This is a genomic window from Thermomonospora catenispora (genome assembly GCF_006363815.1).
Classification (GTDB): Bacteria; Actinomycetota; Actinomycetes; order Streptosporangiales; family Streptosporangiaceae; genus Thermomonospora; species Thermomonospora catenispora.
The window spans coordinates 1-22666 of the sequence record NZ_RRYT01000048.1 but is presented as its reverse complement, the minus strand read 5'-3'; the positions used below and the strand labels follow the sequence as shown (position 1 = coordinate 22666).

The following is a 22666-nucleotide window of genomic DNA, read 5'->3' as shown; positions in this document are numbered from 1 at the left end:
GTGGAGATCCACCGCCCCCTGCCCGACCCGCTGCGTCCCCTGGTGTCGGTGGCGGCCATCGTCTGGGACCTGCTCCACTTCGAGGACAAGATCTGGGTCAGTCCGCTCCCCGACTAGCCGGCCTGCGGGCGCAGCGGGATCAGGGCCTCGACGGTGGTGCCGCCGCCGGGACGGCTGGAGACGTGCACCCGGCCGCCCAGCAGCTCGGCCCGCTCGGCCATGCCGCGCAGGCCGTAGGAGTCGGGGCGGCGGCCGGGTGCGAACACCTCGGGGATGGAGAAGCCGACCCCGTCATCGGCGATCCGCAACCGGACCCGGTCGGTCTCGTGCTCCAGCAGCAGGTGCACGCCGGTGGCCTCGGCGTGCCGCAGGCAGTTGGCGACGGCCTCCTGGGCGATCCGGTACAGCGCGGTCTGCACGTGGTCGGGCAGGGCGTCCTCCAGATCGCCGGACACGGTGACGGTGACGTCCAGGTCGGGCCGCCGCGCCCCGGCCTCACGGGCGAGGGTGGCCAGCGCGGCGGTCAGACCCAGGTCGTCCAGCACGGGCGGGCGCAGACCGGCGATCGCCGCCCGGGTCTCGGCCGCCGCCAGCTCGCACAGCTCCCGGGCCCGGGCGAGCTGGTCACGGGCCTCGTCCGCGACGCCGCTGGCCAGCGCCTGGTCGCAGGCCGACAGGTGGAAGCCCAGGCTGGCCAGGCGCTGGGCGACGCCGTCGTGGATGTCGCGGACCAGCCGGGCGCGCTCGGCCTCCTGGACCTCCACGGCGCGTTCGGCGAACCGTTCGGCGGAGTGCTCGCGCTCCTGGGCGTCGCGCAGCCGCCGGCACGAGTGCAGCACCGGTGCGAACAGGTCGGCCAGCGCCGCCACCAGCTCCAGGTCGTCGTCGCGGCAGGGGCCGGCGGAGCGGATGTCCACGACCGCGATCACCGAGCGTCCGGCACGGACCGGCAGCGCCGCGCCGCGTCCGTCGGCGTGCCGGCGGATCGTCCCGCGCGCCGCCGCCCGGCCCACGTCGTCCTCGCCGAGCGGGACGGGCCGCCGTCCGGGGCACTCCAGGGCCCGCCCCTCCTCATCCAGCACGTACACGTCGCAGAACGGCACGTCGGCCGCCGACCGCACCACCAGCCCGGCCAGCTCGGTCGCCATGTCCGGCAGCACCCGGTCCGAGCAGGCGACGGTGACGATCCGCACCAGCAGGTCCGACCCCCGGCCGGCCAGCAGTTCCAGCGCGTTCACCGGAAGATGCCCTCGCGCAGGGCGACCGCGATGGCGCCCGACCGGTCGGTGACGTCCAGCTTGCGGTACAGCGCGCGCAGATGGCTTTTGACGGTCTCCTCGCTGAGCACCAGCCGGGCCGCCATCGCCTTGTTGGACAGTCCGGCGACCAGCAGCGATAGCACCTCGCTCTCGCGCTGGGTGAGGCCGCGGCTGGCGCCGGGCCAGAACTCGCCCCGGTTGAGCCGGGCCGCGCTGGCCGCCACCCGGCCGGCCAGCGTGGGGTCCACCACCGTCTCGCCCTGGGCGACCTCCTCCAGCCGTCGCACCAGCTCCAGCCCGTCGACCCGCTTGAGCAGGTAGCCGCCTGCGCCTGCGCGCAACGCCTCGAAGACGTACTGCTCATCGTCGTACACCGACAGGAACACCACCTTGGTGTCGGGCACCCGCCGGGTCAGCTCGCGGCACAGGTCCAGGCCGCTTTCGGAACCGAGCCGCACATCCAGCAGCACCACGTCCGGGCGCAGCGCGGTGACCAGCCGGGTCGCCTCGCGGGCCTGCCGGGCCCTGCCCACGACGCGCACCCGTCCTGTGAATCCGGCCAGCATCGCCTGGAGGCCGGCAAGGATCATCTCGTGGTCGTCGACGAGGACCACGCGCACAGGGGGAGCCATCCCAGCAACATAACAATCGGGATTTACTGGCCAGTAGCCCCCCTTTCGAGAATGGCCGGGATCGCGAGCCGACGACTATTGGCCCCACTTCCCCCGAAGGTTCCCCTGGATGGGTGAGGTTCTCCGGGACCGTCGTGCTTACCGTGCCGTTCCGGCAGGCAAACGGCTCGGACGGAGGACATCAGGTGCCCCATCGGATCGTCCACATGCTCAGGGCGGGCGGCCGCGGACGCCGTCCCGTCATGCTCGCCATCGCGGGGGACAGCGCGGCGGGCAAGACGACGTTGACCAGAGGACTGGTCGAATGCCTGGGGGCCGACCGGATGACCGCGGTATGCGTGGACGACTATCACCGCTATGACCGCGCAGAACGCCGGGACAAGCCGTTCACCGCGCTGCACCCCGACTGCAACTACATCGAGATCATGGAGCAGCATCTGCAGCTGCTGTCGATGGGCGAGCCGATCCTCAAACCGGTTTACGACCACTCCACCGGCGAGCTGGTCCGCCCCGAACTGGTCCAGCCGCGCGATTTCGTGATCGTCGAGGGACTGCTGCCGCTGCACACCCGGCTGGCCCGCGCCTGCTTCGACATCACCGTCTACCTGGATCCGCCCGAGCGGCTGCGGCACCAGTGGAAGATCCAGCGGGACTGCGCCAAGCGCGGCTACACCCCCGAGCAGGTGCGGGCCGAGCTGAAGCGCCGCGAGCCCGAGAGCGCCGCCTACATCCGGCCGCAGCGCCGCTGGGCCGACATCGTGGTGCGGTTCGCGCCGGTCGCCGGGCGCACCGACCCGCCGGACACGCCGCTGTCGGCGGAGCTGCTGCTGCGGCCCACCATCGACCATCCGGAGCTGAGCGACGTCCTCGACGACGCCGAGCATCGGGCGATGCACCTGAGGCTGCGCCGCGACACCGACGGGCGCCCGGTCGACGCGCTGCACATCCACGGGTACGTCCCGCCCGAGGAGTGCCAGGTCGTCAAGAAGGCCATCTGGGAGCGCCTGGGCACCGGCACCACCATCCCCTCGTCGCTGGGCCGACTGGCCGACGGCAGCACCAGCGACCCGCTGGCGATCACCCAGTTGCTGCTGCTGTACCACCTGCTGGACGCCGACCGGCGCCAGGCCGCCTAGCCGCCGGAGGACCGCCGCGGGCCGACTGCGGGGAGGCCCGGAACCTCGTTCCGGCCGCACGGCGCCGCGGTAGCGGAAGGGCGCCGACTCCGCTGGACCGGTCGGCGCCCTCCGTCCTTCTCCGTCCGCGGCGTCCGCCCGCGCCGCTCGGGGCCCTCGCCGGCCGGCGGGCGCGCCGTGCGGCGCGCGGGACCGCGGCTCCCCGCCCGTCCGGGGCGCGGCGGGCGGGATCGGCCCGGAAGACGCGGGGGCCGGCCCGGAGGGTCAGCCCAGGAGGCCGCGCCCCAGCACCCGATCCAGCGCGGCGGCGACCTCCTCCGAGAGCCCGGGGGCGTCGGAGGCGCCCGGGCCGCCGGGCTGCTCCGACGGCCGGGCCTCCCGGACGTGCCCGCAGTCCCGGCACTCCACCTCGCCGAGCCGGCAGATCAGGACGGTGGAGCCGCAGGCCTCACAGCGGTCCAGGGCGGCGGTCCAGTCCGTGGTGCGCTGGCACGTCGGGCAGATCAGCACCTGCCGATCCGCGCGCACCCCGCGCTTCCACGGGCTGGCCCCGCGGATCGGGTCGGTCTGCCGCGCCCCGCAGCGAAAGCAGGGCATGACGCCTCCCACATCCCGGCGGCCGGGGCCTCCCCGGCCGTGACGATCACAACGCGGCGAGCGCCTCGCGGTAGGCGTCGAGGTCGCGCGCCTCGCCGATCGGGTTGACGACCTTCCAGCGCACGACCCCCTCGCGGTCGACGACGAACGAGCCGCGCACGGCCACGCCCCGTTCGTCGTCGAACACGCCGTAGGAGCGGGCCACCGCGCCGTGCGGCCAGAAGTCCGACAGCAGCGGGAAGGAGTACCCCCGCGCGTCGGCCCAGGCGCGCAGCGCGAACATCGAGTCCACCGAGACCGCCAGCACCCGGATGTCCTCATCCAGGCCGGGCAGCAGCTCGTCCCGGATCCCGTCCAGCTCGCCGGTGCACACCCCGCTGAAGGCCAGCGGGTAGAACACCAGCAGCACGCCGCGACCGCGCAGCGACGACAGGCGCACCGGGGCGCCGTGCTGGTCCTGCAGCTCGAAGTCCGGGGCGAGGTCCCCCACCCCGGGACCCGCATCGATCGTCATGACGCTCCTGCCGCGCGGAGGCTACTTGCGGACCTTGGGGGCGACCAGCCGGGTCCCCGACCAGTCGCGGCCCGCGCTCATGCTGCTGGTCTGGGACAGGCCCGCGGTGGGCGCCGACTCGCCGATCTCGCTGGGCTCCACGTGTCCCTCCCGGCCGGCCTTGGGGGTCAGCAGCCAGATGTGACCGCCGTCGGCCAGCGCCGTGCGGGCGTCGACCAGCCCGTCCACCAGGTCTCCGTCCTCGTCGCGCCACCAGAGCACCACGACATCGACGACACCGTCGTAATCCTCGTCGACCAGCTCGTTGCCGGTGACCGCCTCGATGGAGCGACGGAGCTCCTCGTCGCAGTCATCGTCGTAGCCGATCTCCTGCACCACCTGGCTGGGCTTGAAGCCCAGCCGCTCGGCCAGGCTGCGCTCAGACTGCGCCTGACCCGCGGTCGCGCTCACGAACGTCCTCCCAATGTCGATTGGCCACCCGGTGTGGCGTTGCGGGACAGTTCACACAAGTGACGGCCTCCAGCGCAAGTGTCTCGGGCGCTTTGCCGGTCCGTTCGGTCCACCCGGCCCGCCGGGCGACGCTTTTCCGGTTGCGCCATCACTGAGCGTAACAAAGGGTGGGAATCAGCCCCTGAGGAACGACAACCGGACCTGACGGTCGGGGTTGTCCACGTTCAGGTCCACCAGCGCCACCGACTGCCATGTGCCCAGCGCCATCCGGCCGTCCAGCACGGGGATCGTCGCGTACGGGGGGATCAGCGCCGGCATCACATGGGAGCGCCCGTGGCCGACGGAACCGTGCCGGTGCCGCCAGCGGTCGTCGGCGGGCAGCAGGTCGCGCAGCGCCGCCAGCAGGTCCTCGTCGCTGCCGGCGCCCAGTTCGATCAGCGCGATCCCGGCGGTGGCGTGCGGCACGAACACGTGCAGCAGCCCGTCCCCGCCGGCCTCGGCGACGAACGAGGCGCACGCGGCGGTGATGTCGTGCACCGTCTCCATGCCGCCGGTGCGTACCCGGATCACCGTGCTCTGCATGGTCATCTGTGTATCCGGGCCGGCGCGTCCCCGGCAAACGCGCGGCCGGGGACGCGCCGTCGGCCGCCTGTCCGGCCGGTCGTCCAGTCAGTGCTGCGGCACACGCCGCCCGGCGCCCTTGCGCTCGACCACGGCGTCCGGTCCGGGGAACACCAGCCCGGTGTGGCCGTCGTCGAACCGCACCACATAAGGCGGCGCCCCGTCCTGACCGCGCACCTCGACGATCTCGCCGCTGCGGTCCGGCTGCCCCACGGCGTTGCCGTGCACGTGCAGCCGGTCGCCCACTGTCGCCTGCATCGCTCACCTCCCCGGGTCGGTCGTACTGGTGTACTTCCTCCCTCTTTCCACCATGCTGCGGCCGACCGCCGCAGTCGAGACCCTTCCCCTTCCGACCCTCGCGTCACCCGTGCTGACCGGCGCAAATAGTTACCGTGGAGTAGAGATGCGTTAGCCGTCATAACAGACGACGATGGGAGGGGGGACGGACGACCGACGACCGTCGGGACCCGCTCCCCGGACCAGAACGGTAAGCAAGAGGGGACCCCGTGGCTTCCGGACGCCAACGCTTCTCGATCATCAGCGACGGGCTGCCGAGCCAGCTCCCGGACATCAATCCCGAAGAGACCCGGGAGTGGCTGGAATCGCTCGATACGGTTGTCAAGACCGAGGGTCGCGCCCGTGCGCGCTATATCATGCTCCGGCTGCTGGAGCGGGCCCGCGAGCAGCAGGTGGGCGTGCCCGGCCTGCGCAGCACCGACTACATCAACACCATCCCGCCCGAGCGGGAGCCGTGGTTCCCCGGCGACGAGCACATCGAGCGCCGGATCCGGGCCTACATCCGATGGAACGCCGCCATCATGGTCTCCCGGGCCAACCGGCCCGAGCTGAGCGTCGGCGGTCACATCGCCACCTACGCCTCGGCCGCCTCGCTGTACGAGGTGGGCTTCAACCACTTCTTCCGCGGCAAGGACCACGGCGAGTCGGGTGACCAGGTGTTCATCCAGGGGCACGCCGCGCCGGGCATCTACGCCCGCGCCTTCCTGGAGGGCCGGCTCACCGAGCGGCAGCTGGACGGATTCCGACAGGAGATCTCCCACCCGGGCGGGGGCCTGAGCTCCTACCCGCACCCGCGGCTGATGCCGGACTTCTGGGAGTTCCCCACGGTGTCCATGGGCCTGACCGCGATCAACGCCATCTACCAGGCCCGGTTCAACCGCTATCTGTACAACCGCAAGATCAAGGACACCTCGCGGTCGCACGTGTGGGCGTTCCTGGGCGACGGCGAGATGGGCGAGCCGGAGTCCCTGGGCGCCATCGGGCTGGCCGCCCGCGAAGAGCTGGACAACCTGACCTTCGTCATCAACTGCAACCTGCAGCAGCTCGACGGCCCGGTCCGCGGCAACGGCAAGATCATCCAGGAGCTGGAGGCGTTCTTCCGCGGCGCCGGCTGGAACGTGATCAAGGTCATCTGGGGCCGCGACTGGGACCCGCTGCTGGCCAAGGACGTCGACGGCGTGCTGGTCAACAAGATGAACACCACGCCGGACGGCCAGTTCCAGACCTACAGCGTGGAGTCGGGCGCCTACATCCGCGAGCACTTCTTCGGCGACGACCCGCGGCTGCGCAAGATGGTCGAGCACCTGTCCGACGAGGAGATCCGCAGGCTCTCCCGCGGCGGGCACGACTACCGCAAGCTGTACGCGGCGTTCAAGGCGGCCCGCGAGCACGTCGGCCAGCCCACGGTGATCCTCGCCCACACCATCAAGGGCTGGACGCTGGGGCCGGACTTCGAGGCCCGCAACGCCACCCACCAGATGAAGAAGCTCACCAAGGCCGAGCTGAAGGAGTTCCGGGACCGGCTGTACCTGGACATCCCCGACTCGGCGCTGGAGGCCGACCTGCCGCCGTACTACCACCCCGGAGAGGACTCCGAGGAGATCGAGTACATGCGCGAGCGGCGGGCCGCGCTGGGCGGGTACCTGCCCAAGCGGGTGGTGCGGGCCAAGCCGCTCAAGCTGCCCGGCGACCCGGTCTACAGCGAGCTGAAGAAGGGCTCCGGCAAGCAGAAGGTGGCCACCACGATGGCCTTCGTCCGGCTGCTGAAGGACCTGATCAAGGACGATGACATCGGGGCCCGGATCGTGCCGATCGCGCCGGACGAGTTCCGCACGTTCGGCATGGACTCGCTGTTCCCCACCGCCAAGATCTACTCGCCGCACGGCCAGACCTACGAGCCGGTGGACCGCAAGCTGCTGCTGAGCTACAAGGAGTCCACCGAGGGCCAGCTGCTGCACGAGGGCATCAGCGAGGCCGGCGCGATGGGCTCGACGATCGCGGCGGGCACCGCGTACGCCACGCACGGCGTGCACATGATCCCGGTCTACATCTTCTACTCGATGTTCGGGTTCCAGCGGACCGGCGACTCCATCTGGGCGTTCGCCGACCAGATGGGCCGCGGGTTCCTGCTGGGCGCCACCGCCGGGCGGACCACGCTGACCGGCGAGGGGCTGCAGCACGCCGACGGGCACTCGCCGCTGCTGGCCTCCACCAACCCGGCCTGCGTGTACTACGACCCGGCCTGGGCGTACGAGCTGGCGTACATCATCCAGGACGCGCTGCGCCGGATGTACGGCTCGACGCCCGAGCACCCGAACGGCGAGGACATCTTCTACTACCTCACCGTCTACAACGAGCCCTACCAGCAGCCGCCCGAGCCGGAGAACCTCGACGTCGAGGGCCTGCTCAAGGGGCTGTACAAGTACGCCGACGCGCCCGCGGTCGCCGGCCGCGACGGCGATGCGCCGCGCGCGCAGATCCTGGCCTCCGGGGTCGCTATGCGGTGGGCGCTGCAGGCGCAGAAGCTGCTCGCCGAGGACTGGGGGGTGGCCGCGGACGTGTGGTCGGCCACCTCGTGGACCGAGCTGCGCCGCGAGGCGATGGCCTGCGACGAGTGGAACCTGCTGCACCCGGACGCCGAGCAGCGGGTGCCGTACGTCACCCGGCGGCTGGAGGGCCTGCCCGGACCGGTGGTCGGGGTGTCGGACTTCGTGCGGGCGGTGCCGGACCAGATCGCCGCCTGGGTCCCGCAGGGGTTCACCTCGCTGGGCACCGACGGGTTCGGATTCTCCGACACCCGGGCGGCGGCGCGTCGCCACTTCCACGTGGACGCCGCCTCGATCACGCTGGCGGTGCTGCACCGGCTGGTCCGCCAGGGCGACGTCAAGCCCGACGTGCTGCGCCAGGCCATCGAGCGGTACGGGCTGGACCGGCCGATCGACGAGGTCTTCGCCGGCACCGGGCAGACCGCCGAGTCCAGCACCGGCGGAGACGCCTGACCGGCCCTCGCCGCGACGTCCATTCGACGGCCGCCGCCCCGCGACGGGGCGGCGGCCGCGTCGTCACACGGCCCGTCGCGCAGGGCCGCCGCAGAGGGCGTCGGGGCCGTCGTGGGAAGGTCATGCGAGCCCTCGGTCGGAGCGTCCGCGGAGCCGCCGCGGACATCGTCGCGCGGATCACCGTGCGAACCGCCCTGTGAGCCGCCCTGTGAGCCGCCGCGCGAGGTCGCCGCCAAAAGCGCCGCGCAAGGTCGCCGCGCAGGCGTCGTGAAGACGCCGCGGGGCCGTCGCGCAGGCGACGTCCGGATCGTCACGGGATCGTCGTGGGAGCGTCGCGCGTGCCGCGGGACGCGGGGGTCGCGATCACGGGAATGTCGCCGGGCGCCGCGGGAGGCGAATCAAACGCGGCGGGAGGGGCAGGTAGTCGATCGGGCCGCCGATGCGGCCCGTCTCGCAGGGCGAGATCCGGGAGTTGAGGACATGACCACCGCACAGCAGAGCAGGAGCACGCGCAAGACCACGCGCAAGAGCGCGCGCGGAACCCCCGCGACGGAGACCTCGCGCCGCGGCGCCGCCCGGCGGCGCGGCGGCGTGCCGATCCCGGTCGTCACCCCGCAGGTGAAGGTCCTGCACGTCCCCGCGCCGCCCGCGGTGGACGCGGTGGCCGAGGCGGGGCGGTCGGCCGCCTCGCATCTGCCGCCGCCGGAGAGGCTGGCGTTCTACGGCGGGCTGGGGGCGATGGCCGCGTTCAACGTGATCTCCTGGCCGGTCGCCGCCGCGATCGGGGTGGGCACGGCGATCGCCCGGCGCGGGCTCTCCGAGCGCGGGAGGGCCGGGGAGGGCGAGCCGTCCACGGAGTCCGCGAAGAGCCGATGATCACTCTATAACGGACGGACATTATCAAACATTAATAAAACAGACATATCCTCCTCACCTGTGCGTCGGCCCGGCCCGGCATAACAGAGGGGTCGACCCGGACGGACCGTCACGGAGGAGGAACCGCGATGACCGACCTCATCGCCGCCGCCCTGGCCAGGGCCGCCGTCATGGCCCTGGAGGCGCTGCTCGCCCGTCTGCTGGCGCAGCTGCTGCAGGCGACCTGCCGACGCCTCGTCCCGGCCGCCTCCTGAGCCGGCCCCTTCCGAGGCGGGCCCGGGCGCCTCACAGGCTCCGCAGGAAGTCGATCAGCACCCGGTTGACCTCCTCGGGACGCTCCTGCTGGGTCCAGTGCCCGCAGCCGGGCAGCAGCACGATGTCCCGCAGGTCCGTGACGTGGTCGTGCATGCGGTGCAGCCGGTCCTTGACCCCCGTCAGCACCATGTCCCGTTCCCCGGCGACGTACAGGGCCGGCGGGGTGATCGGGGCGCGATGCCAGGCGGCGGTCAGCTCCCAGTTGCGGTCCAGGTTCCGGTACCAGTTGACCGGGCCGCGGAACCCGCTGCGGGCGTACTCGGCCGCATAGACGGCGATGTCCTCCTCGGTGAGCCAGCCGGGCAGCTCCTCCGGCTCCGGGCACACGTCCAGGAAGCCCCCGCCCTCCGGCAGGATCGGCACCAGCGGAGGGGCGTCGCCGGAGGCGGCGTACAGCATCCGCCGGAACGTCTCCGGCAGGTCGCGCTCCAGCCCGGCCTCGGGGAGGTCGGGCCGCTGGAACGCGACCATGTAGAAGCCCTCGCCCAGCTGCTCGCGCATCACCTGCACCGGCGGGCGGGAGGACCGCGGCCGGTGCGGCACCGACAGCGCGACCACGGCGCGCACCACGTCCGGGCGGAACTGGGCCGCATGCCAGGCCACCGGGGCGCCCCAGTCGTGGCCGACGACGACCGCCCGCTCCTCCCCCAGCGCGGCGATGAGCGCGATCACGTCCCCCACCAGGTGGTGGATCGTGTACTCCTCCACCGCTCGCGGACCACCGGTGCGGGCGTATCCGCGCTGGTCGGGGGCGACGGCGTGGAACCCGGCCGCGGCGAGCGCCGGCAGCTGGCGCCGCCAGGAGTACCAGCACTCGGGGAAACCGTGCAGCAGGAGCACCAGCGGCCCCTCGCCCGCCTCGGCGATGTGCATGTCGAGCCCGTTGACGGGGATGCGGCGATGCGCGATCTCGGTCACGTCCGGGACGTTATCGGGTCCCGCCGGCGCGGGGACGGCCGGGGCGCCCTCACCGGGCGGACGCCGCCGCGCCCCAGGGGCCCTTGGCGTACGTCACCCGCGCCAGCACCGCCTGGCCGGCGCTGTTGGGGTGGAAGTAGTCCCACTTGCTGACGTGCGCGAGCGTGAACCGGTAGCGGAACACCGCCTCGTCGTCGAACCGGCAGTGGGCGTCCTGGGCGCACAGCCGCCGCATCACCGCGTTGTACTCGACGACCCGCCGGCGCACCCGCTCCCGGCGCGCGGAGTCGGCGGCGGAGGTCGACAGCGGGCGGGCCAGCATCGACTGGCAGATCCCGAGCCTGGACCAGGCGGTGCGGGCCACCGCCTTGCCCTTGCCGACCTGCCACAGCCGCCGCAGGTCGGGGATGCTGGCGACGAACACCTCGGCCCTGGGCAGCCCCTCGCGCAGCGTCCGCAGGCCGACGCGGAAGCGGGTCTCGAAGTCCGAGACCGGGGTCATCTGCTCCTCGGTGGGGGTGCAGGCGTCGTTGGCGCCGATCAGGATCGTCACGTACTGCGCCCGGCGGTCGACGGCGACCTGCGCCTGTCTGGCCAGGTCGGAGACCTTCGCCCCGGTGACGGCGGCGTTGTGGGGGACCAGCGACGGCCGGCGGGAGGCCAGCCGCAGGTAGTGGCTGCGGACGGCGGTGTCGTGTCCGGTGCTCCAGGATCGGCTGACGCAGTCGGCGTACCAGCCGCAGGCGTTGAATCCGCGGGTGATGGAGTCGCCCAGCGCGACCATCCGCGAGGGGACGGGCGCCGCGGCGGCCTCGCCGGGGGCGGCGAGCACGGTCCCGGTCAGCCCGGCCAACGCGACCGCCAGGCCCAGCGGAACGGCGGGACGGAGCATGCGACACCTCCGGACGACTTATCGACGCAACGCGATCAGTACAACACAGAGTGTGACGACACCCGGTCGCGTTGGCAATGCGCCCCGCGACGGCCGGCGGGAGGGCGGGCGACGGGCCGGCACGGAAACGGCACGAAGGCGACGCGGAGCCGACGCGGAACAGGCGCGGAGCAGGCGCGGAGACGGGGGGTGAGACCGGGGGCGGCGGGGCGGAAGGGGAGGCCGGGAGCGACGGGGCGGGGAGAGTCTCGTGCAGACGATGCGTCCGGAGATGGCACCCTTGGCACGTGGACGGCACAGAGGACGAGATCCGGGCGGCGACCAGCAGACGGCTCGAACAGGCCATGGGGACCTTCGGGACGCTCGCCCTGGCGAGCATGGAGGAACGGCTCCCCTGGTTCCGGCGCATGCCCGCCGACCAGCGGTCATGGGTCGGGCTGGTGGCCCAGGCGGGCATCGCGGCGTTCGTGGAGTGGTTCAAGAACGCCGAGACCACCCAGCCGGCCATCGCCAGCGAGGTGTTCGGCACCGCTCCCCGCGAGCTGCTGCGCTCGATCAAGCTCAAGCACACCATCGACATCATCCGCGTGATCATCGACGTGGTGGAGGAGCGGCTGGACGAGCTGGCCGCCCCCGGCGGCGAGCACCAGCTCCGCGAGGCGATCCTGCGCTACACCCGGGACGTGGCGTTCGGGGCCGCCCAGGTGTACGCGCAGGCCGCCGAGACCCGCGCCGCCTGGGACGCCCGGCTGGAGGCGCTGGTGGTCAACGCGGTGCTGCGCGGCGAGGTCGACGACGGCATGCACTCGTGGGCGGCGGCGCTGGGCTGGACCGCCAAGCCGGTCAGCGTGGTCGCCGGCTACACCTCGCCGGAGGAGGAGCCCGAGGTCACCATCGACCAGATGCAGCGGGCCGCGCGGCGCGCCCGGGTGGACGTGCTCGCCGGGGTGCAGGGCCGCCGGGTCATCGTGATCGTCGGCGGGGCCGAGGAGCCGATGGAGGCCGCCCGGCCCATCGCCGCCAAGTGCGGCCCCGGCCCGGTGGTGGTCGGCCCGGTGGTCCCCGACCTGTACGGCTCGTCGGTCTCGGCGCAGGCGGCGCTGGCCGGGCTGCGCGCCGCCGCCGGGTGGCCGGACGCGCCCCGCCCGGTGTCGGCCGCCGACCTGCTGCCCGAACGCGCCCTGGACGGCGACGAGTCGGCCCGCCGGCACCTGGTGGAGCAGGTGTACGAGCCGATGTGCAACGCCGGCGCCCCGCTGCTGGACACCCTCACCACCTATCTGGAGCAGGGCTCGTCGCTGGAGGCGACGGCCCGGCTGATGTTCGTCCACCCGAACACGGTGCGCTACCGGCTGCGCCGGGTGACCGAGCTGACCGGCCTGTCCCCCACCGACGGGCGGCACGCGTTCACCCTGCGGCTGGCGCTGGTGCTGGGCAGATTCGCCGAGCGCCGCCCCGGATCGTGACCCGGCGGCCCTTGTAGGCACCCTCCAAAGCCCTCACCGCAAACTTCGTGGCGCCCGGCATCGGCGGGGCGGCGGGCCAGGCGGCAGGGTGAATTACGTGATTGTCATAGCATCGCCCGGCCAGGGCGCCCAGACCCCAGGCTTCCTGCAGCCATGGCTCGACCTGCCCGAGGTCGCCGACCGGCTCTCCCGCTGGTCGGAGGTGATCGGGCTGGACCTGGTGCGCTATGGCACCACCGCCGACGCCGAGGAGATCCGCGACACCGCCGTCGCCCAGCCGCTGCTGGTGAGCGCGGCGCTGGCGGCCTCGGCGGCCCTGGGGGCCACCGCGGACGTGGTGGCCGGGCACAGCGTCGGCGAGCTGGCCGCCGCCGCCATCGCGGGGGTGCTCGCCCCCGAGGACGCGCTGCGGTTCGCCCGGGAGCGCGGGCGGGCCATGGCCGAGGCGGCGGCGGTGACCGAGACCGGGATGACCGCGGTGCTCGGCGGCGACCCCGACGAGGTGCTGGCCGTCATCGACAAGCACGGCCTGACCCCCGCCAACATCAACGGCGCCGGCCAGGTGGTCGCCGCCGGGACGATGGAGCGGCTGGCGAAGCTCGCCGAGGAGCCTCCCGCCCGGGCCCGGCTGCGGCCGCTGTCGGTGGCCGGCGCGTTCCACACCGAGCACATGGCGCCCGCGGTGGAGCGGCTGGCCGCGTTCGCCGCCGAGCTGCCCGCCGCCGATCCGCGGGTCCGGCTGCTGTCCAACCGGGACGGCACGGTGGTGACCTCCGGCCGCGAGTACCTCGACCGGCTGGTCGCCCAGGTCAGCTCGCCGGTCCGGTGGGACGCCTGCATGGCGACCATGCGGGAGCTGGGCGTCACCGCGCTCATCGAGCTGCCGCCGGCCGGCACCCTGGTGGGCCTGGCCCGCCGCGAGCTCAAGGGCGTCACCGCCCTCGCCCTCAAGACCCCCGACGACCTGGCCGCGGCCCGCGAGCTGATCGAGGCGAACGCCTCATGACCGCCGCCGACCCCGCCGCCCCGCTGCGTCTCCCGGACCCCGTGCCCGGCGCCCGGATCCTGGCGTTCGGCGACTACCAGCCCGCCAAGGTGGTCACCAACGACGATCTGGCGACCACCATGGACACCAGCGACGAGTGGATCCGCACGCGGGTCGGCATCGTCGAGCGCCGGATCGCCGAGGAGGAGACCGTCACCGACATGGCGGTGCACGCCGGCGGCAAGGCGCTGGCCGCCGCCGGGCTGCCGCCCGAGCAGATCGACCTGGTCATCGTGGCGACCTGCTCGGGGGAGACGACGATCCCCAACAACGCCGCCACCGTCGCGCACCGGCTGGGGATCCGCGCCCCGGGGGCGTTCGACCTCAACGCCGCCTGCGCCGGCTTCTGCTACGCGCTGGCCGCCGCCGACGCGGCGATCCGCACCGGCACCGCCCGCAACGCGCTGGTGATCGGCGCCGAGAAGATGTCGCAGTGGGTGGACTGGAGCGACCGCTCCACCGCCATCATCTTCGCCGACGGAGCCGGCGCCGCGGTGGTCACCGGCGCGCAGCGGCCGGGCATCGGCCCGGTGGTGTGGGGCAGCGCCGGCGACCAGGCCGACAAGATCCGCGTCAAGGACCGGCGCTCGTTCATCGTCCAGGAGGGGCAGGCGGTGTTCCGCTGGGCGACCACCGCGATCGCCCCGGTCGCCGCCGAGGCCTGCGCCCGTGCCGGGATCTCCCCGCAGGAGCTGGCGGCGTTCGTGCCGCACCAGGCCAACCTGCGGATCGTGGAGTCCATCGCCCGGCGGCTCAAGGCCACGAACGCGGTGGTGGCCGACGACATCGTGCATTCGGGCAACACGTCGGCGGCGTCCATTCCGCTGGCGCTGGCCCGGATGATCGAGCGGGGGCAGGTCCCCTCCGGCGCTCCGGCGCTGCTCGTCGGATTCGGCGCCGGGCTCACCTACGCTGCCCAAGTCATCCAGATCCCGTAGGCCGCGCCGTCCGGCGATGAGCCTGCGCCTTCTTTCGACAAAAGGAGAGTTCCGCATATGCCCGCAGCCACCGAGCAGGAGATCCTGACCGGCCTCAGCGAGATCGTCGAGGAGACCGTCGGCATCCCGGCGGCCGAGGTGACTCCTGAGAAGAGCTTCGTCGACGACCTCGACATCGACTCGCTGTCGATGGTCGAGATCGCGGTGGCCGCTCAGGACAAGTTCGGGGTGGAGATCCCCGACGACGAGCTCCGCAATCTCAAGACCGTCCAGGACGTGATCAATTACGTGCAGGGCCTGGCCGGCGCCAGCAAGGCGTGAGCACGCGCGGCGCGCCGCCCGGGGGCGTTCCCGGGCGGCGCGCCCGCCCGACTCTCCCCCCAGGAATTCAGGAGCACTGACATGAGCGACAACCAGACCACCGTCGTCGTCACCGGTCTCGGTGCCACGACGCCGCTCGGCGGTGACGTCCCGTCGACCTGGTCGGCGCTGCTGGCCGGCAGGTCCGGGGTGCGCCCGCTGGACTGGGAGGGGATCGAGGAGCTGCCGGTCCGCTTCGCCGCCCAGCTCACGGTCGAGCCGTCGGAGGTCATGCCCAAGCACAAGCTGCGCCGGCTGGACCGCAACGAGGCGATCGCGCTGATCGCCGCGCACGAGGCCTGGGAGGACGCCGGGTACGCCTTCGGCGACCGGGACGGCCACACCGTGGACGGTGACCGGCTGGGGGTGGTGATCTCCAGCGGCATCGGCGGTCTGCACACCGCCTTGAACAGCTACGACGTCTACCGGGAGCGGGGCTGGCAGCGGGTCTCCCCGTTCACCGTCCCGATGCTGATGCCCAACGGCGCCTCCGGCCTGGTGGGCATCGAGTTCGGGGCGATGGCCGGCTCGCACGCCCTGGTCAGCGCCTGCGCCTCCAGCGCGGAGGCGATCGGGTACGCCATCGACATGATCCGCTCCGGCCGGGCCGACGTGGTCATCGCCGGCGGCACCGAGGCGTGCATCCACCCGCTGCAGCTGGCCGCGTTCGCGTCGATGCGGGCGCTGTCGACGCGCAACGACGAGCCCACCCGCGCCTCCCGGCCGTATGACAAGAACCGCGACGGCTTCGTGCTCGGCGAGGGCGCCGCGGTGCTGATCCTGGAGTCCGAGGAGCACGCCCGGGCGCGCGGCGCGCGGATCCACGCGATCGCCGCCGGATGCGGCTACTCCGGGGACGCCCACGACATCGTGCAGCCCGACCCGACCGGCAGCGGCGCCGCCAAGGCGATGCGGCGGGCGCTGGCCGACGCCGGGCTGCGTCCCGAGGACATTCAGCACATCAACGCGCACGGCACCTCCACCCCGCAGGGCGACGTCGCCGAGCTGGCCGCCATCAAGGGCGCGCTCGGCGAGGAGGCGGCCCGCCAGGTGTGCATCACCGCGCCCAAGTCGATGACCGGTCACCTGCTCGGCGGGGCCGGCGCCCTGGAGTCGTTGATCACGGTGCTGACGCTGCGCGAGGGCGTGGTGCCGGCCACCATCAACATCGACGACCTCGATGACGCCGTCGACCTGGACATCGTCCGCGGCGAACCGCGCAAGCTGCCCGACGGGCCGATCGCCGCGTTGAACAACTCGTTCGGCTTCGGCGGTCACAACGTGGCCGTCGCCTTCCGGCGCGCCCTGTGACGGCGCGCCCCGCGTTAAGGAGCCAGCCAGCATGACCGTGCTCGAGAACCGGGTCACCGGCCCGGCACCGGCCCCGCAGGAGGAGATCGATCCGCGGCATCCGCGGCTCCGGCTGGAGGCGCTGTTCGACGACGGGTCGTTCCGTCCGCTGACCGACGAGGACGACCGCAGCGGCGTGCTGGCCGGGGTCGGCCGGATCGAGGGCCTGCCGGTGGTGGCGTTCGCCTCCGACCCGCGGGTGCAGGGCGGGGCGATGGGGACGGCCGGCTGCCAGCACATCGTCTCCGCCTACGACCACGCGGTCCGGGAGCGGGTGCCGATCGTGGGGGTGTGGCACTCCGGCGGAGCGCGCCTGGCCGAGGGCGTGGAGTCGCTGCACGCGGTCGGCACGGTGTTCGCGGCGATGACCCGGGCGTCCGGGATCGTCCCGCAGATCTCGGTGGTGCTGGGCGCCGCGGCCGGCGGCGCCGCCTACGGCCCGGCGCTCACCGACATCGTGATCCTGTCCCGGGGCGGCAAGATCTTCGTGACCGGTCCCGACGTGGTCAAGTCGGTGACCGGTGAGGAGATCGACATGGCCGGGCTGGGCGGGCCCGAGCCGCACTCCCGCAAGTCCGGCGTGGTGCACGTGGTCGCCGAGGACGACACCGAGGCGCTGGCCCGCGCCCGCACCCTGGCGGTGCTGCTGGGGCACCAGAGCCGGATCCGTCTCGACGAGGTGGCCGAGCGGGACTTCTCCGGGCTGCTGCCGGACAGCCCGCGCCGCGCCTACAGCGTGATGCCGCTGGTCAAGGGCATGGTGGACAACCCGGACGCCGGCGGTTTCATCGAGCTGCACCCCAAGTGGGCGCCCAACATCGTCACCGCGCTGGGCCGGCTCGGCGGCCGCACGATCGGGATCATCGCCAACAACCCGTTGCGGCTGGGCGGCTGCCTGGACGCCGCCTCGGCGGAGAAGGCGGCCCGGTTCGTGCGGATGTGCGATGCGTTCGGGGTACCGCTGGTGGTGCTGGTGGACGTCCCCGGTTATCTGCCGGGCGTCGGGCAGGAGCACGAGGGCGTGGTGCGGCGCGGCGCCAAGCTGCTGCACGCCTTCGCCGAGGCCACCGTGCCGCGGGTGACGCTGGTGACCCGCAAGGCGTACGGCGGCGCCTACATCGCGATGAACTCGCGCTCGCTGGGCGCCACCAAGGTGTTCGCCTGGCCGACCGCCGAGCTGGCGGTGATGGGCGCGGTCGCCGCCGTCCGCATCCTGCATCGCCGCACCCTGGCGGCGGCGCCCGAGGAGGAGCGTCCGGCGCTGGAGGCCAAGCTCGCCGCCGAGCACGAGAAGATCGCCGGCGGGCTGGACCGGGCCCGTGCGCTGGGCGTGGTCGACGAGGTGGTCAGCCCGACCGCCACCCGCACCGCGATCGCCCGCGCCATCGCCGAGGCCACTCCGGCCCGCGGCGCCCACGGCAACATCCCGCTCTGACGCCGCGGCCGGCACCGCGGCCGACCTCGCGGCCGACCTCGCGGCCGACACCGCGGTCGACCTCGCAGTCGACCTCGCGGTCGGCCTCGCAGTCGACGCCGCGACGCCGACAACGTGGTCGGCGTCGCGGCGGGCACGGCCCCGCGCGCTCGGCGTGCGGGGCCGTCGCATGTCCGGCACGCGGGTGCGGGCTCCGGCCGGACGCGTTCGGCGGCGCGACGGTCCGGTGGCCCGTCGCGGGTCGCACAGGATGCGCCCCGCACGCACCCTCCAGGCGGGCGCAGGGGCGCATGCGGCGCAGGCGATCCGCACGCCCCGCCGGCCCGTCTCCCCGGCGGGCGCAGGGGCATGCGGGCGGGCACGCGAAGACGCCGGCGCGGCCGGACGCCTCCGTCCCCGGCGGCGCGAGCCCTCCGGCTCAGACGGCGGCGTGCAGCCAGCGGACCGGAGCGCCGTCACCGGCGCGGCGGAACGGCTCCAGCTCGTTGTCCCACGGGGTGCCGAGGAGGCGGTCCATCTCCTGCTCGAGGGTGGACTTGCCGGCCGCGACGTTGGCCAGCGCGGCGCGCAGCCGGTCCTCGGGGATCATCACATCGCCGTTGGCGCCGATGACGGCGCTGAAGACGCCGAGGGACGGAGTCACGCTGAAGCGCACGCCGTCACAGCCGGGGGTGGCGTCCTCGGTGACCTCGAAGCGCAGCAGCTTCCAATTCCGCAGCGCGGACGTGATGCCGGCCGCAGTGCCTGGACGCCCCTCCCAGTGCAGTTCGGCACGCATGCTCCCGGGAGCAGCGGGCTGATCGGCCCACGTCAGTGACGTGGGCACGCCGAGCACACCTGCGACCGCCCACTCGACATGCGGGCACAGCGCAGGTGGCGCGGAGTGGACGTAGAAAACGCCACGAGCGGTCACCGGACCTCCTGGTTGCCTACCGAGGCTCGCCTTCCCCTACGGCCTCAGAAATCCCAGGACGATGCCCGCGTGCACCATTGTGCATCATCGACACGAGTCGCACCAGCGCGCATTCCTTTCTTTGGTCTGTCTCCGGCCGTCTCCTGCCGAATCGCCGACCGGGCCGCCGACGGCGCTCCCTCGCCGGCGTCGGACGGCCGCACCGGCCGTCCATCCGGCCGTCACGGCGGGCGCGATGAAGATCACCGCAACGACGATCACCGCAATGGAGATCACATGGTCGCCGTACCCGACGCACGGGGTGCGGGCGGCGGTTCCAAGGCGACCGCGGTCGGCGCCGCGCCGGCCGGTGTCCCGCCGGGCCGGCCGGTGCACCGGGCGTCCTCGTCGACCGGCGACTCCCGTCCACCCGCCGGCGCGGTGAGCCGCCGCATCGGTCGGAGCGGCGGGCCGGGCCGGCCCCGGCGCCGCTCTCCCCCACACCACCGGGCCGACCGGGGGAGCCCGGCGGTGATCCGCTCCCCCGCCGCGACGCGGGGCCGGGGATCGCGGACGGCGCCGGGCCGCACCGGCGCCACGGTGGGGATCCGTTCGATGTGCGGCCGGTCCGGGGCGCGGTACGGGCGACCGAACCGCCCAGCGCGTGCGCGGCCCGCCCCCACGGCGCCCCGAACACGATCACGATCAGCGGCGGTCCGGCCCGATGGCGGAGACCGTCCGGTGCGGCGCCGCGAGCACACGGCCGGCGCCGAATCACCGGTCCCGCACGGCGGCCTCGCGTCCGCCGCCCGCGGCACCGGCGGCCCGGGGAGCGGCGGCGTCCAGGCCGGCCGAGCCCGGGTCGTGGAACGGCGACGGCGCCCCGGCGGCGAGCGCGCCGATCCGCCACGCGCGCTCCTTCCGCCCGCTCCGGGAGCCGGTCACGCCTCCCGTCGGCCCGGGGGCGGGGCCGTTCGTCGCCGTGCCGGGGAATTCCCCGCCTCACCGAACACGCTCTGCAACGATAGCCCTGCAATTGATTACGGAAAGTGAGATCGGGGGTCATGTTCGATCAGCAGGCGCGGCTGGAGCGGATGCTCGCCCGGCACGGCGACGCCGCCGTCGTGGAAGCGACGGCGGGGCGGCCGACCGTGATCCGCCGGGATCAGCTCCTGGTGGCGGCCGAGGACGCCGCCGTCGTCGAGGACCGCGTCCGGCGCTGGTGCGACTCGATGCGGGACGAGGGCGGCGTGTGCCTGGTGCGGCTGCGGCCCGGGGCGCGGGTGGACGTCTGCGACCTGGCGAGCCGGCTCGGCGGAGACGGCCGGCGTCCGGCGGTGGCGCCCAACCACCTGGTGCACGGGCAGCCGATGTGGTGGTCGGGGCCGGCCGACCGGCCCCGACCCTGCGCCCCGCTGCCCGCCCCGTCGGCCGCCGCGCCGCCGCGCCGGGACGTCACCGTCGCCGTTTTGGACACCGGCCTGTCCCCGCACCCGTGGTACGAGCGCGCCGACTGGTACGCCGAGCAGCGCGCCGAGGTCGCCGAGGTCCTCGACGCCGATCTGGACCTGAAGCTGGACGCGCAGGCCGGACACGGCACGTTCATCGCGGGGGTGGTGCTGCGGCACGCGCCGTCCGCCCGGATCCGCGCCCGGCGGGTGATCGGCGGCGACGGGGTGGGCGACGAGCTGGCGGTGGTGCGGGCGCTACGATGGCTGGCCGCCTGGGGACGGGCCGACGTGGTCAACCTGTCGCTGGGCTGCCACACGTTCGACGACCGCCCCTCGCCGGTGCTGGCCCGGGCGATCGCCGCGCTGGGCCGCGGCACCGTGGTGGTGGCCGCGGCGGGCAACGCCGCCGCGCGGCGGCCGTTCTGGCCCGCCGCGCTCCCCTCGGTGATCGCGGTGGCCGCGCTGGACGGGAGGGAGCGGGCCTGGTTCTCCAACCACGGGGAGTGGGTGGACGCCTGCGCGCCGGGCGTGCGGGTGACGAGCTGCTATCTGGACCTCACCCGGACGCCGCTGAGGACCTCCGGGCGCGGGACGTTCGCCGGGTACGCGACCTGGAGCGGCACCTCGTTCGCCGCCCCGGCGGTGGCCGGGGCGATCGCCGCGCTGGCCGCGGCCGAGGATCTGGACGCGGTCGCCGCCGCCGAGCGCGTCCTCGATCCCGCCGCGGCACGGACCCTGCCGGATCTGGGCGTGGTGGTCGGCGATCGTCTTCCCCGCCTCTCCCGCGTCCCCGCGCCCCGCGCATCAGCGGTCGGCATCGATCCTGTAGCGAAGCGGTAACTGTGCGCATCCGAGCGGACGTTCTTCCCTACCGTTCCGAGCAGCGGGGGACCCCGCGGGAGGCGAGGGCTTCAGTGGGTGTCCCGAGGGGGATGAGAACGGCTCCGCCCGGCGAGCTGGTGGTCCGGGCGCGGAACGGCGACGAGCTGGCGTGGGCCGCGCTGACCGAGCGTTACACCGAGATGCTGTGGGCGATCGGGCGCGCCTACGGGCTGGATCGGGCCGACGCCGCCGACGTCGTGCAGCTGACCTGGCTGCGGCTGGTCGAGCACATCGACGCGCTGCGGCAGCCCGCCCGGGTCGGCGCCTGGCTGGCGGTGACCGCGCGGCGGGAGGCGGGACGGATCCTGCGCTCCTCCCGGCGGCGGCCCGCGCCGCCGCCGGGCGATCCGGTGCTGGAACGGCTGCCGGGTCCGCCGTCCCCCGACCGGGTGGTCGACGATCGGGAGCGGCTGAACGCCGTGGTCGAGGCCATCGGCATGCTGCCCGATCTGTGCCGGCAGATGCTGCGGCTGCTGGCGGCCTCCCCCACCTATGCGGAGGTCGCGGCGGCGTTGGACATTCCGGTGGGCAGCGTCGGGCCGACCCGTGCCCGCTGCCTGGCCTCGCTCCGCAAGCGACTGGAGGAGTCCGCGTGACCGACGCCGAACTGCTGGAGCTGGTGAGCGCCGCGTTCCGGACCGTCGAGCCCGTGCCGGAGGCGGTGTCGGCCGCCGCCCGCGCGGCGTTCGGCCGTCGGGTCCCCGGGGCCGTGCCGGCGCGGCTGGTCTCCGAGACCGACCCGCCCGTCACCGCGACGCTGCGCGGTCCAGCGCCGCGGCTGCTGACGTTCGAGGGCGGGGGCCGGACGGTGGAGGTCGAGCTCACCCCGGCCGAGCGGGGCTTTGAGATCGCCGGGCGGCTGCTGCCCCCGGCCGACGCCCGGGTGCGCGTCCGGCGCACCGACGGGGAGATCACCGGGCGGACCGGGTCGGGCGGGCGGTTCGTGGTCGAGGAGGTGCCGCCGGGTCCGGTCAGCCTGCTGTTCCTGCTGCCGGACGGCTCCTCGGTGGTCACCGGCTGGGTCCGGCTGTGACCGCACCGCCGCTGGAGCCGGCCTGCGCCGATCCCGAACGCGCCCACCGCGTCGCGCTCGCCGCCCTGCGGGACGCCCGCGAGCCCGAGGCGAGGATCGCCGCGCTGCGGGCCGCCGCGCTCGCCGCCAAGGAGCTGGGCCGGCTGGAGGAGGGGCTGGCGTTCCTCGCCGAGGCGCTGGCCGCGGCCGAGGCCGCCGGGCTGGGGTACGCGGCGGCGCAGGTGCGGATGAACCAGGTGGGTCTGCTGGCCGCGCGGGGCGACCTGGCGGGGGCGCTGGCGGCGGCCGACGCCGCGGCCGGGACGCTG

General features: G+C 73.9%; 25 protein-coding genes. 14 read left to right on the top strand and 11 right to left on the bottom strand.

Going from position 1 to position 22666, the window contains the following annotated elements; all coding sequences use genetic code 11:
• Positions 1-113: 113 nt before the first annotated feature.
• Complete coding sequence (locus EIO00_RS22660; protein ID WP_140182218.1) at positions 114-1238, bottom strand: sensor histidine kinase; 1125 nt, start codon at positions 1236-1238, stop codon at positions 114-116.
• Positions 1235-1891 carry a response regulator gene (locus EIO00_RS22655; protein WP_175596311.1) on the bottom strand — a complete coding sequence of 219 codons (657 nt, stop codon included), beginning with the start codon at positions 1889-1891 and terminating at the stop codon, positions 1235-1237. The genes EIO00_RS22660 and EIO00_RS22655 overlap by 4 nt, the downstream gene beginning before the upstream one ends.
• 185 nt (positions 1892-2076) lie before the next feature.
• Between EIO00_RS22655 and EIO00_RS22650 the strand changes: the two genes are divergently transcribed.
• Positions 2077-3027: a phosphoribulokinase gene (locus EIO00_RS22650; protein WP_241661537.1), complete on the top strand. Its 951-nt coding sequence runs from the start codon at positions 2077-2079 to the stop codon at positions 3025-3027.
• A 264-nt stretch (positions 3028-3291) separates the two neighbouring features.
• Here the strand turns inward: EIO00_RS22650 and EIO00_RS22645 are convergent, their stop codons facing one another.
• The 5 genes from EIO00_RS22645 to EIO00_RS22625 all read right to left on the bottom strand — a co-directional run bounded on the left by EIO00_RS22645 (position 3292) and on the right by EIO00_RS22625 (position 5467).
• Complete coding sequence (locus tag EIO00_RS22645; protein ID WP_140182216.1) at positions 3292-3624, bottom strand: hypothetical protein; 333 nt, start codon at positions 3622-3624, stop codon at positions 3292-3294.
• A gap of 46 nt (positions 3625-3670) precedes the next feature.
• The gene (locus tag EIO00_RS22640; protein ID WP_140182214.1) at positions 3671-4138 is read right to left on the bottom strand and encodes a peroxiredoxin; all 468 of its coding nucleotides are present in this window, start codon (positions 4136-4138) and stop codon (positions 3671-3673) included.
• 21 nt (positions 4139-4159) lie between these two features.
• A complete protein-coding gene (locus EIO00_RS22635; RefSeq protein WP_140182212.1) occupies positions 4160-4588 on the bottom strand; it encodes a DUF3052 domain-containing protein in 429 nt (142 codons plus the stop codon).
• Between the two features lie 174 nt (positions 4589-4762).
• Positions 4763-5170 carry a secondary thiamine-phosphate synthase enzyme YjbQ gene (locus EIO00_RS22630; protein ID WP_140182210.1) on the bottom strand — a complete coding sequence of 136 codons (408 nt, stop codon included), beginning with the start codon at positions 5168-5170 and terminating at the stop codon, positions 4763-4765.
• Positions 5171-5257: 87 nt separating this feature from the next.
• Positions 5258-5467, bottom strand: coding sequence for a DUF1918 domain-containing protein (locus EIO00_RS22625; RefSeq protein ID WP_140182208.1), 210 nt, complete (start codon positions 5465-5467; stop codon positions 5258-5260).
• Positions 5468-5715: 248 nt separating this feature from the next.
• On the opposite strand from EIO00_RS22625, the gene aceE reads away from it, so the two are divergent.
• From aceE to EIO00_RS25715, 3 genes are all read left to right on the top strand, one after another.
• Positions 5716-8505, top strand: a complete 2790-nt coding sequence (gene aceE / locus EIO00_RS22620; RefSeq protein ID WP_140182206.1) for a pyruvate dehydrogenase (acetyl-transferring), homodimeric type — start codon at positions 5716-5718, stop codon at positions 8503-8505.
• A 480-nt stretch (positions 8506-8985) separates the two neighbouring features.
• Positions 8986-9381 (top strand): hypothetical protein, encoded by a 396-nt coding sequence (locus EIO00_RS24895; protein WP_206664236.1) that lies wholly within the window; start codon positions 8986-8988, stop codon positions 9379-9381.
• 128 nt (positions 9382-9509) lie between these two features.
• Positions 9510-9635, top strand: coding sequence for a hypothetical protein (locus EIO00_RS25715; protein WP_277752898.1), 126 nt, complete (start codon positions 9510-9512; stop codon positions 9633-9635).
• Between the two features lie 31 nt (positions 9636-9666).
• Here EIO00_RS25715 and EIO00_RS22610 read toward each other — a convergent pair whose 3' ends face one another.
• Both EIO00_RS22610 and EIO00_RS22605 read right to left on the bottom strand, forming a co-directional pair.
• The gene (locus EIO00_RS22610) at positions 9667-10614 is read right to left on the bottom strand and encodes an alpha/beta fold hydrolase (RefSeq protein WP_241661536.1); all 948 of its coding nucleotides are present in this window, start codon (positions 10612-10614) and stop codon (positions 9667-9669) included.
• A 49-nt stretch (positions 10615-10663) separates the two neighbouring features.
• Positions 10664-11506: a GDSL-type esterase/lipase family protein gene (locus EIO00_RS22605; protein ID WP_140182204.1), complete on the bottom strand. Its 843-nt coding sequence runs from the start codon at positions 11504-11506 to the stop codon at positions 10664-10666.
• A 344-nt stretch (positions 11507-11850) separates the two neighbouring features.
• Here EIO00_RS22605 and EIO00_RS22600 point away from each other — a divergent pair, with 344 nt between their 5' ends.
• The 6 genes from EIO00_RS22600 to EIO00_RS22575 all read left to right on the top strand — a co-directional run bounded on the left by EIO00_RS22600 (position 11851) and on the right by EIO00_RS22575 (position 18100).
• The gene (locus tag EIO00_RS22600; protein ID WP_140182220.1) at positions 11851-12972 is read left to right on the top strand and encodes a PucR family transcriptional regulator; all 1122 of its coding nucleotides are present in this window, start codon (positions 11851-11853) and stop codon (positions 12970-12972) included.
• Positions 12973-13069: 97 nt separating this feature from the next.
• Positions 13070-13978, top strand: a complete 909-nt coding sequence (locus EIO00_RS22595) for an ACP S-malonyltransferase (RefSeq protein ID WP_140182202.1) — start codon at positions 13070-13072, stop codon at positions 13976-13978.
• On the top strand, positions 13975-14955 hold the full coding sequence (locus EIO00_RS22590; protein ID WP_140182200.1) for a beta-ketoacyl-ACP synthase III: 981 nt from the start codon (positions 13975-13977) through the stop codon (positions 14953-14955). The genes EIO00_RS22595 and EIO00_RS22590 overlap by 4 nt, the downstream gene beginning before the upstream one ends.
• A gap of 57 nt (positions 14956-15012) precedes the next feature.
• Complete coding sequence (locus tag EIO00_RS22585) at positions 15013-15276, top strand: acyl carrier protein (RefSeq protein WP_140182198.1); 264 nt, start codon at positions 15013-15015, stop codon at positions 15274-15276.
• Between the two features lie 81 nt (positions 15277-15357).
• Complete coding sequence (gene fabF / locus EIO00_RS22580; RefSeq protein WP_140182196.1) at positions 15358-16626, top strand: beta-ketoacyl-ACP synthase II; 1269 nt, start codon at positions 15358-15360, stop codon at positions 16624-16626.
• Between the two features lie 31 nt (positions 16627-16657).
• Complete coding sequence (locus EIO00_RS22575) at positions 16658-18100, top strand: acyl-CoA carboxylase subunit beta (RefSeq protein WP_140182194.1); 1443 nt, start codon at positions 16658-16660, stop codon at positions 18098-18100.
• A gap of 418 nt (positions 18101-18518) precedes the next feature.
• Here the strand turns inward: EIO00_RS22575 and EIO00_RS22570 are convergent, their stop codons facing one another.
• Positions 18519-19013 carry a DUF3145 domain-containing protein gene (locus tag EIO00_RS22570; RefSeq protein WP_140182192.1) on the bottom strand — a complete coding sequence of 165 codons (495 nt, stop codon included), beginning with the start codon at positions 19011-19013 and terminating at the stop codon, positions 18519-18521.
• A gap of 753 nt (positions 19014-19766) precedes the next feature.
• Positions 19767-19937 (bottom strand): hypothetical protein, encoded by a 171-nt coding sequence (locus EIO00_RS24340; protein WP_161602785.1) that lies wholly within the window; start codon positions 19935-19937, stop codon positions 19767-19769.
• A gap of 119 nt (positions 19938-20056) precedes the next feature.
• Here EIO00_RS24340 and EIO00_RS22565 point away from each other — a divergent pair, with 119 nt between their 5' ends.
• The 4 genes from EIO00_RS22565 to EIO00_RS22550 form a co-directional block, all read left to right on the top strand.
• Positions 20057-21283, top strand: a complete 1227-nt coding sequence (locus EIO00_RS22565) for a S8 family peptidase (RefSeq protein ID WP_140182190.1) — start codon at positions 20057-20059, stop codon at positions 21281-21283.
• 92 nt (positions 21284-21375) lie between these two features.
• Positions 21376-21921, top strand: coding sequence for an RNA polymerase sigma factor (locus EIO00_RS22560; RefSeq protein ID WP_140182188.1), 546 nt, complete (start codon positions 21376-21378; stop codon positions 21919-21921).
• The gene (locus tag EIO00_RS22555) at positions 21918-22358 is read left to right on the top strand and encodes a hypothetical protein (protein ID WP_140182186.1); all 441 of its coding nucleotides are present in this window, start codon (positions 21918-21920) and stop codon (positions 22356-22358) included. The genes EIO00_RS22560 and EIO00_RS22555 overlap by 4 nt, the downstream gene beginning before the upstream one ends.
• Positions 22355-22666 (top strand): hypothetical protein (locus EIO00_RS22550; RefSeq protein WP_206664235.1); only part of this gene is annotated, 312 nt, incomplete at its 3' end. The genes EIO00_RS22555 and EIO00_RS22550, both read left to right, overlap by 4 nt.

Bases quoted from the DNA above. Each gene is read 5' to 3' on its own strand.
- EIO00_RS22655 (WP_175596311.1), bottom strand. From the start codon at position 1,891: ATGGCTCCCCCTGTGCGCGTGGTCCTCGTCGACGACCACGAGATGATC.
- EIO00_RS22645 (WP_140182216.1), bottom strand. From the start codon at position 3,624: ATGCCCTGCTTTCGCTGCGGGGCGCGGCAGACCGACCCGATCCGCGGG.
- EIO00_RS22640 (WP_140182214.1), bottom strand. From the start codon at position 4,138: ATGACGATCGATGCGGGTCCCGGGGTGGGGGACCTCGCCCCGGACTTC.
- EIO00_RS22630 (WP_140182210.1), bottom strand. From the start codon at position 5,170: ATGCAGAGCACGGTGATCCGGGTACGCACCGGCGGCATGGAGACGGTG.
- EIO00_RS22625 (WP_140182208.1), bottom strand. From the start codon at position 5,467: ATGCAGGCGACAGTGGGCGACCGGCTGCACGTGCACGGCAACGCCGTG.
- EIO00_RS24895 (WP_206664236.1), top strand. From the start codon at position 8,986: ATGACCACCGCACAGCAGAGCAGGAGCACGCGCAAGACCACGCGCAAG.
- EIO00_RS25715 (WP_277752898.1), top strand. From the start codon at position 9,510: ATGACCGACCTCATCGCCGCCGCCCTGGCCAGGGCCGCCGTCATGGCC.
- EIO00_RS22605 (WP_140182204.1), bottom strand. From the start codon at position 11,506: ATGCTCCGTCCCGCCGTTCCGCTGGGCCTGGCGGTCGCGTTGGCCGGG.
- EIO00_RS22600 (WP_140182220.1), top strand. From the start codon at position 11,851: ATGGGGACCTTCGGGACGCTCGCCCTGGCGAGCATGGAGGAACGGCTC.
- EIO00_RS22590 (WP_140182200.1), top strand. From the start codon at position 13,975: ATGACCGCCGCCGACCCCGCCGCCCCGCTGCGTCTCCCGGACCCCGTG.
- EIO00_RS22585 (WP_140182198.1), top strand. From the start codon at position 15,013: ATGCCCGCAGCCACCGAGCAGGAGATCCTGACCGGCCTCAGCGAGATC.
- fabF (WP_140182196.1), top strand. From the start codon at position 15,358: ATGAGCGACAACCAGACCACCGTCGTCGTCACCGGTCTCGGTGCCACG.
- EIO00_RS22575 (WP_140182194.1), top strand. From the start codon at position 16,658: ATGACCGTGCTCGAGAACCGGGTCACCGGCCCGGCACCGGCCCCGCAG.
- EIO00_RS22565 (WP_140182190.1), top strand. From the start codon at position 20,057: ATGTTCGATCAGCAGGCGCGGCTGGAGCGGATGCTCGCCCGGCACGGC.
- EIO00_RS22560 (WP_140182188.1), top strand. From the start codon at position 21,376: ATGAGAACGGCTCCGCCCGGCGAGCTGGTGGTCCGGGCGCGGAACGGC.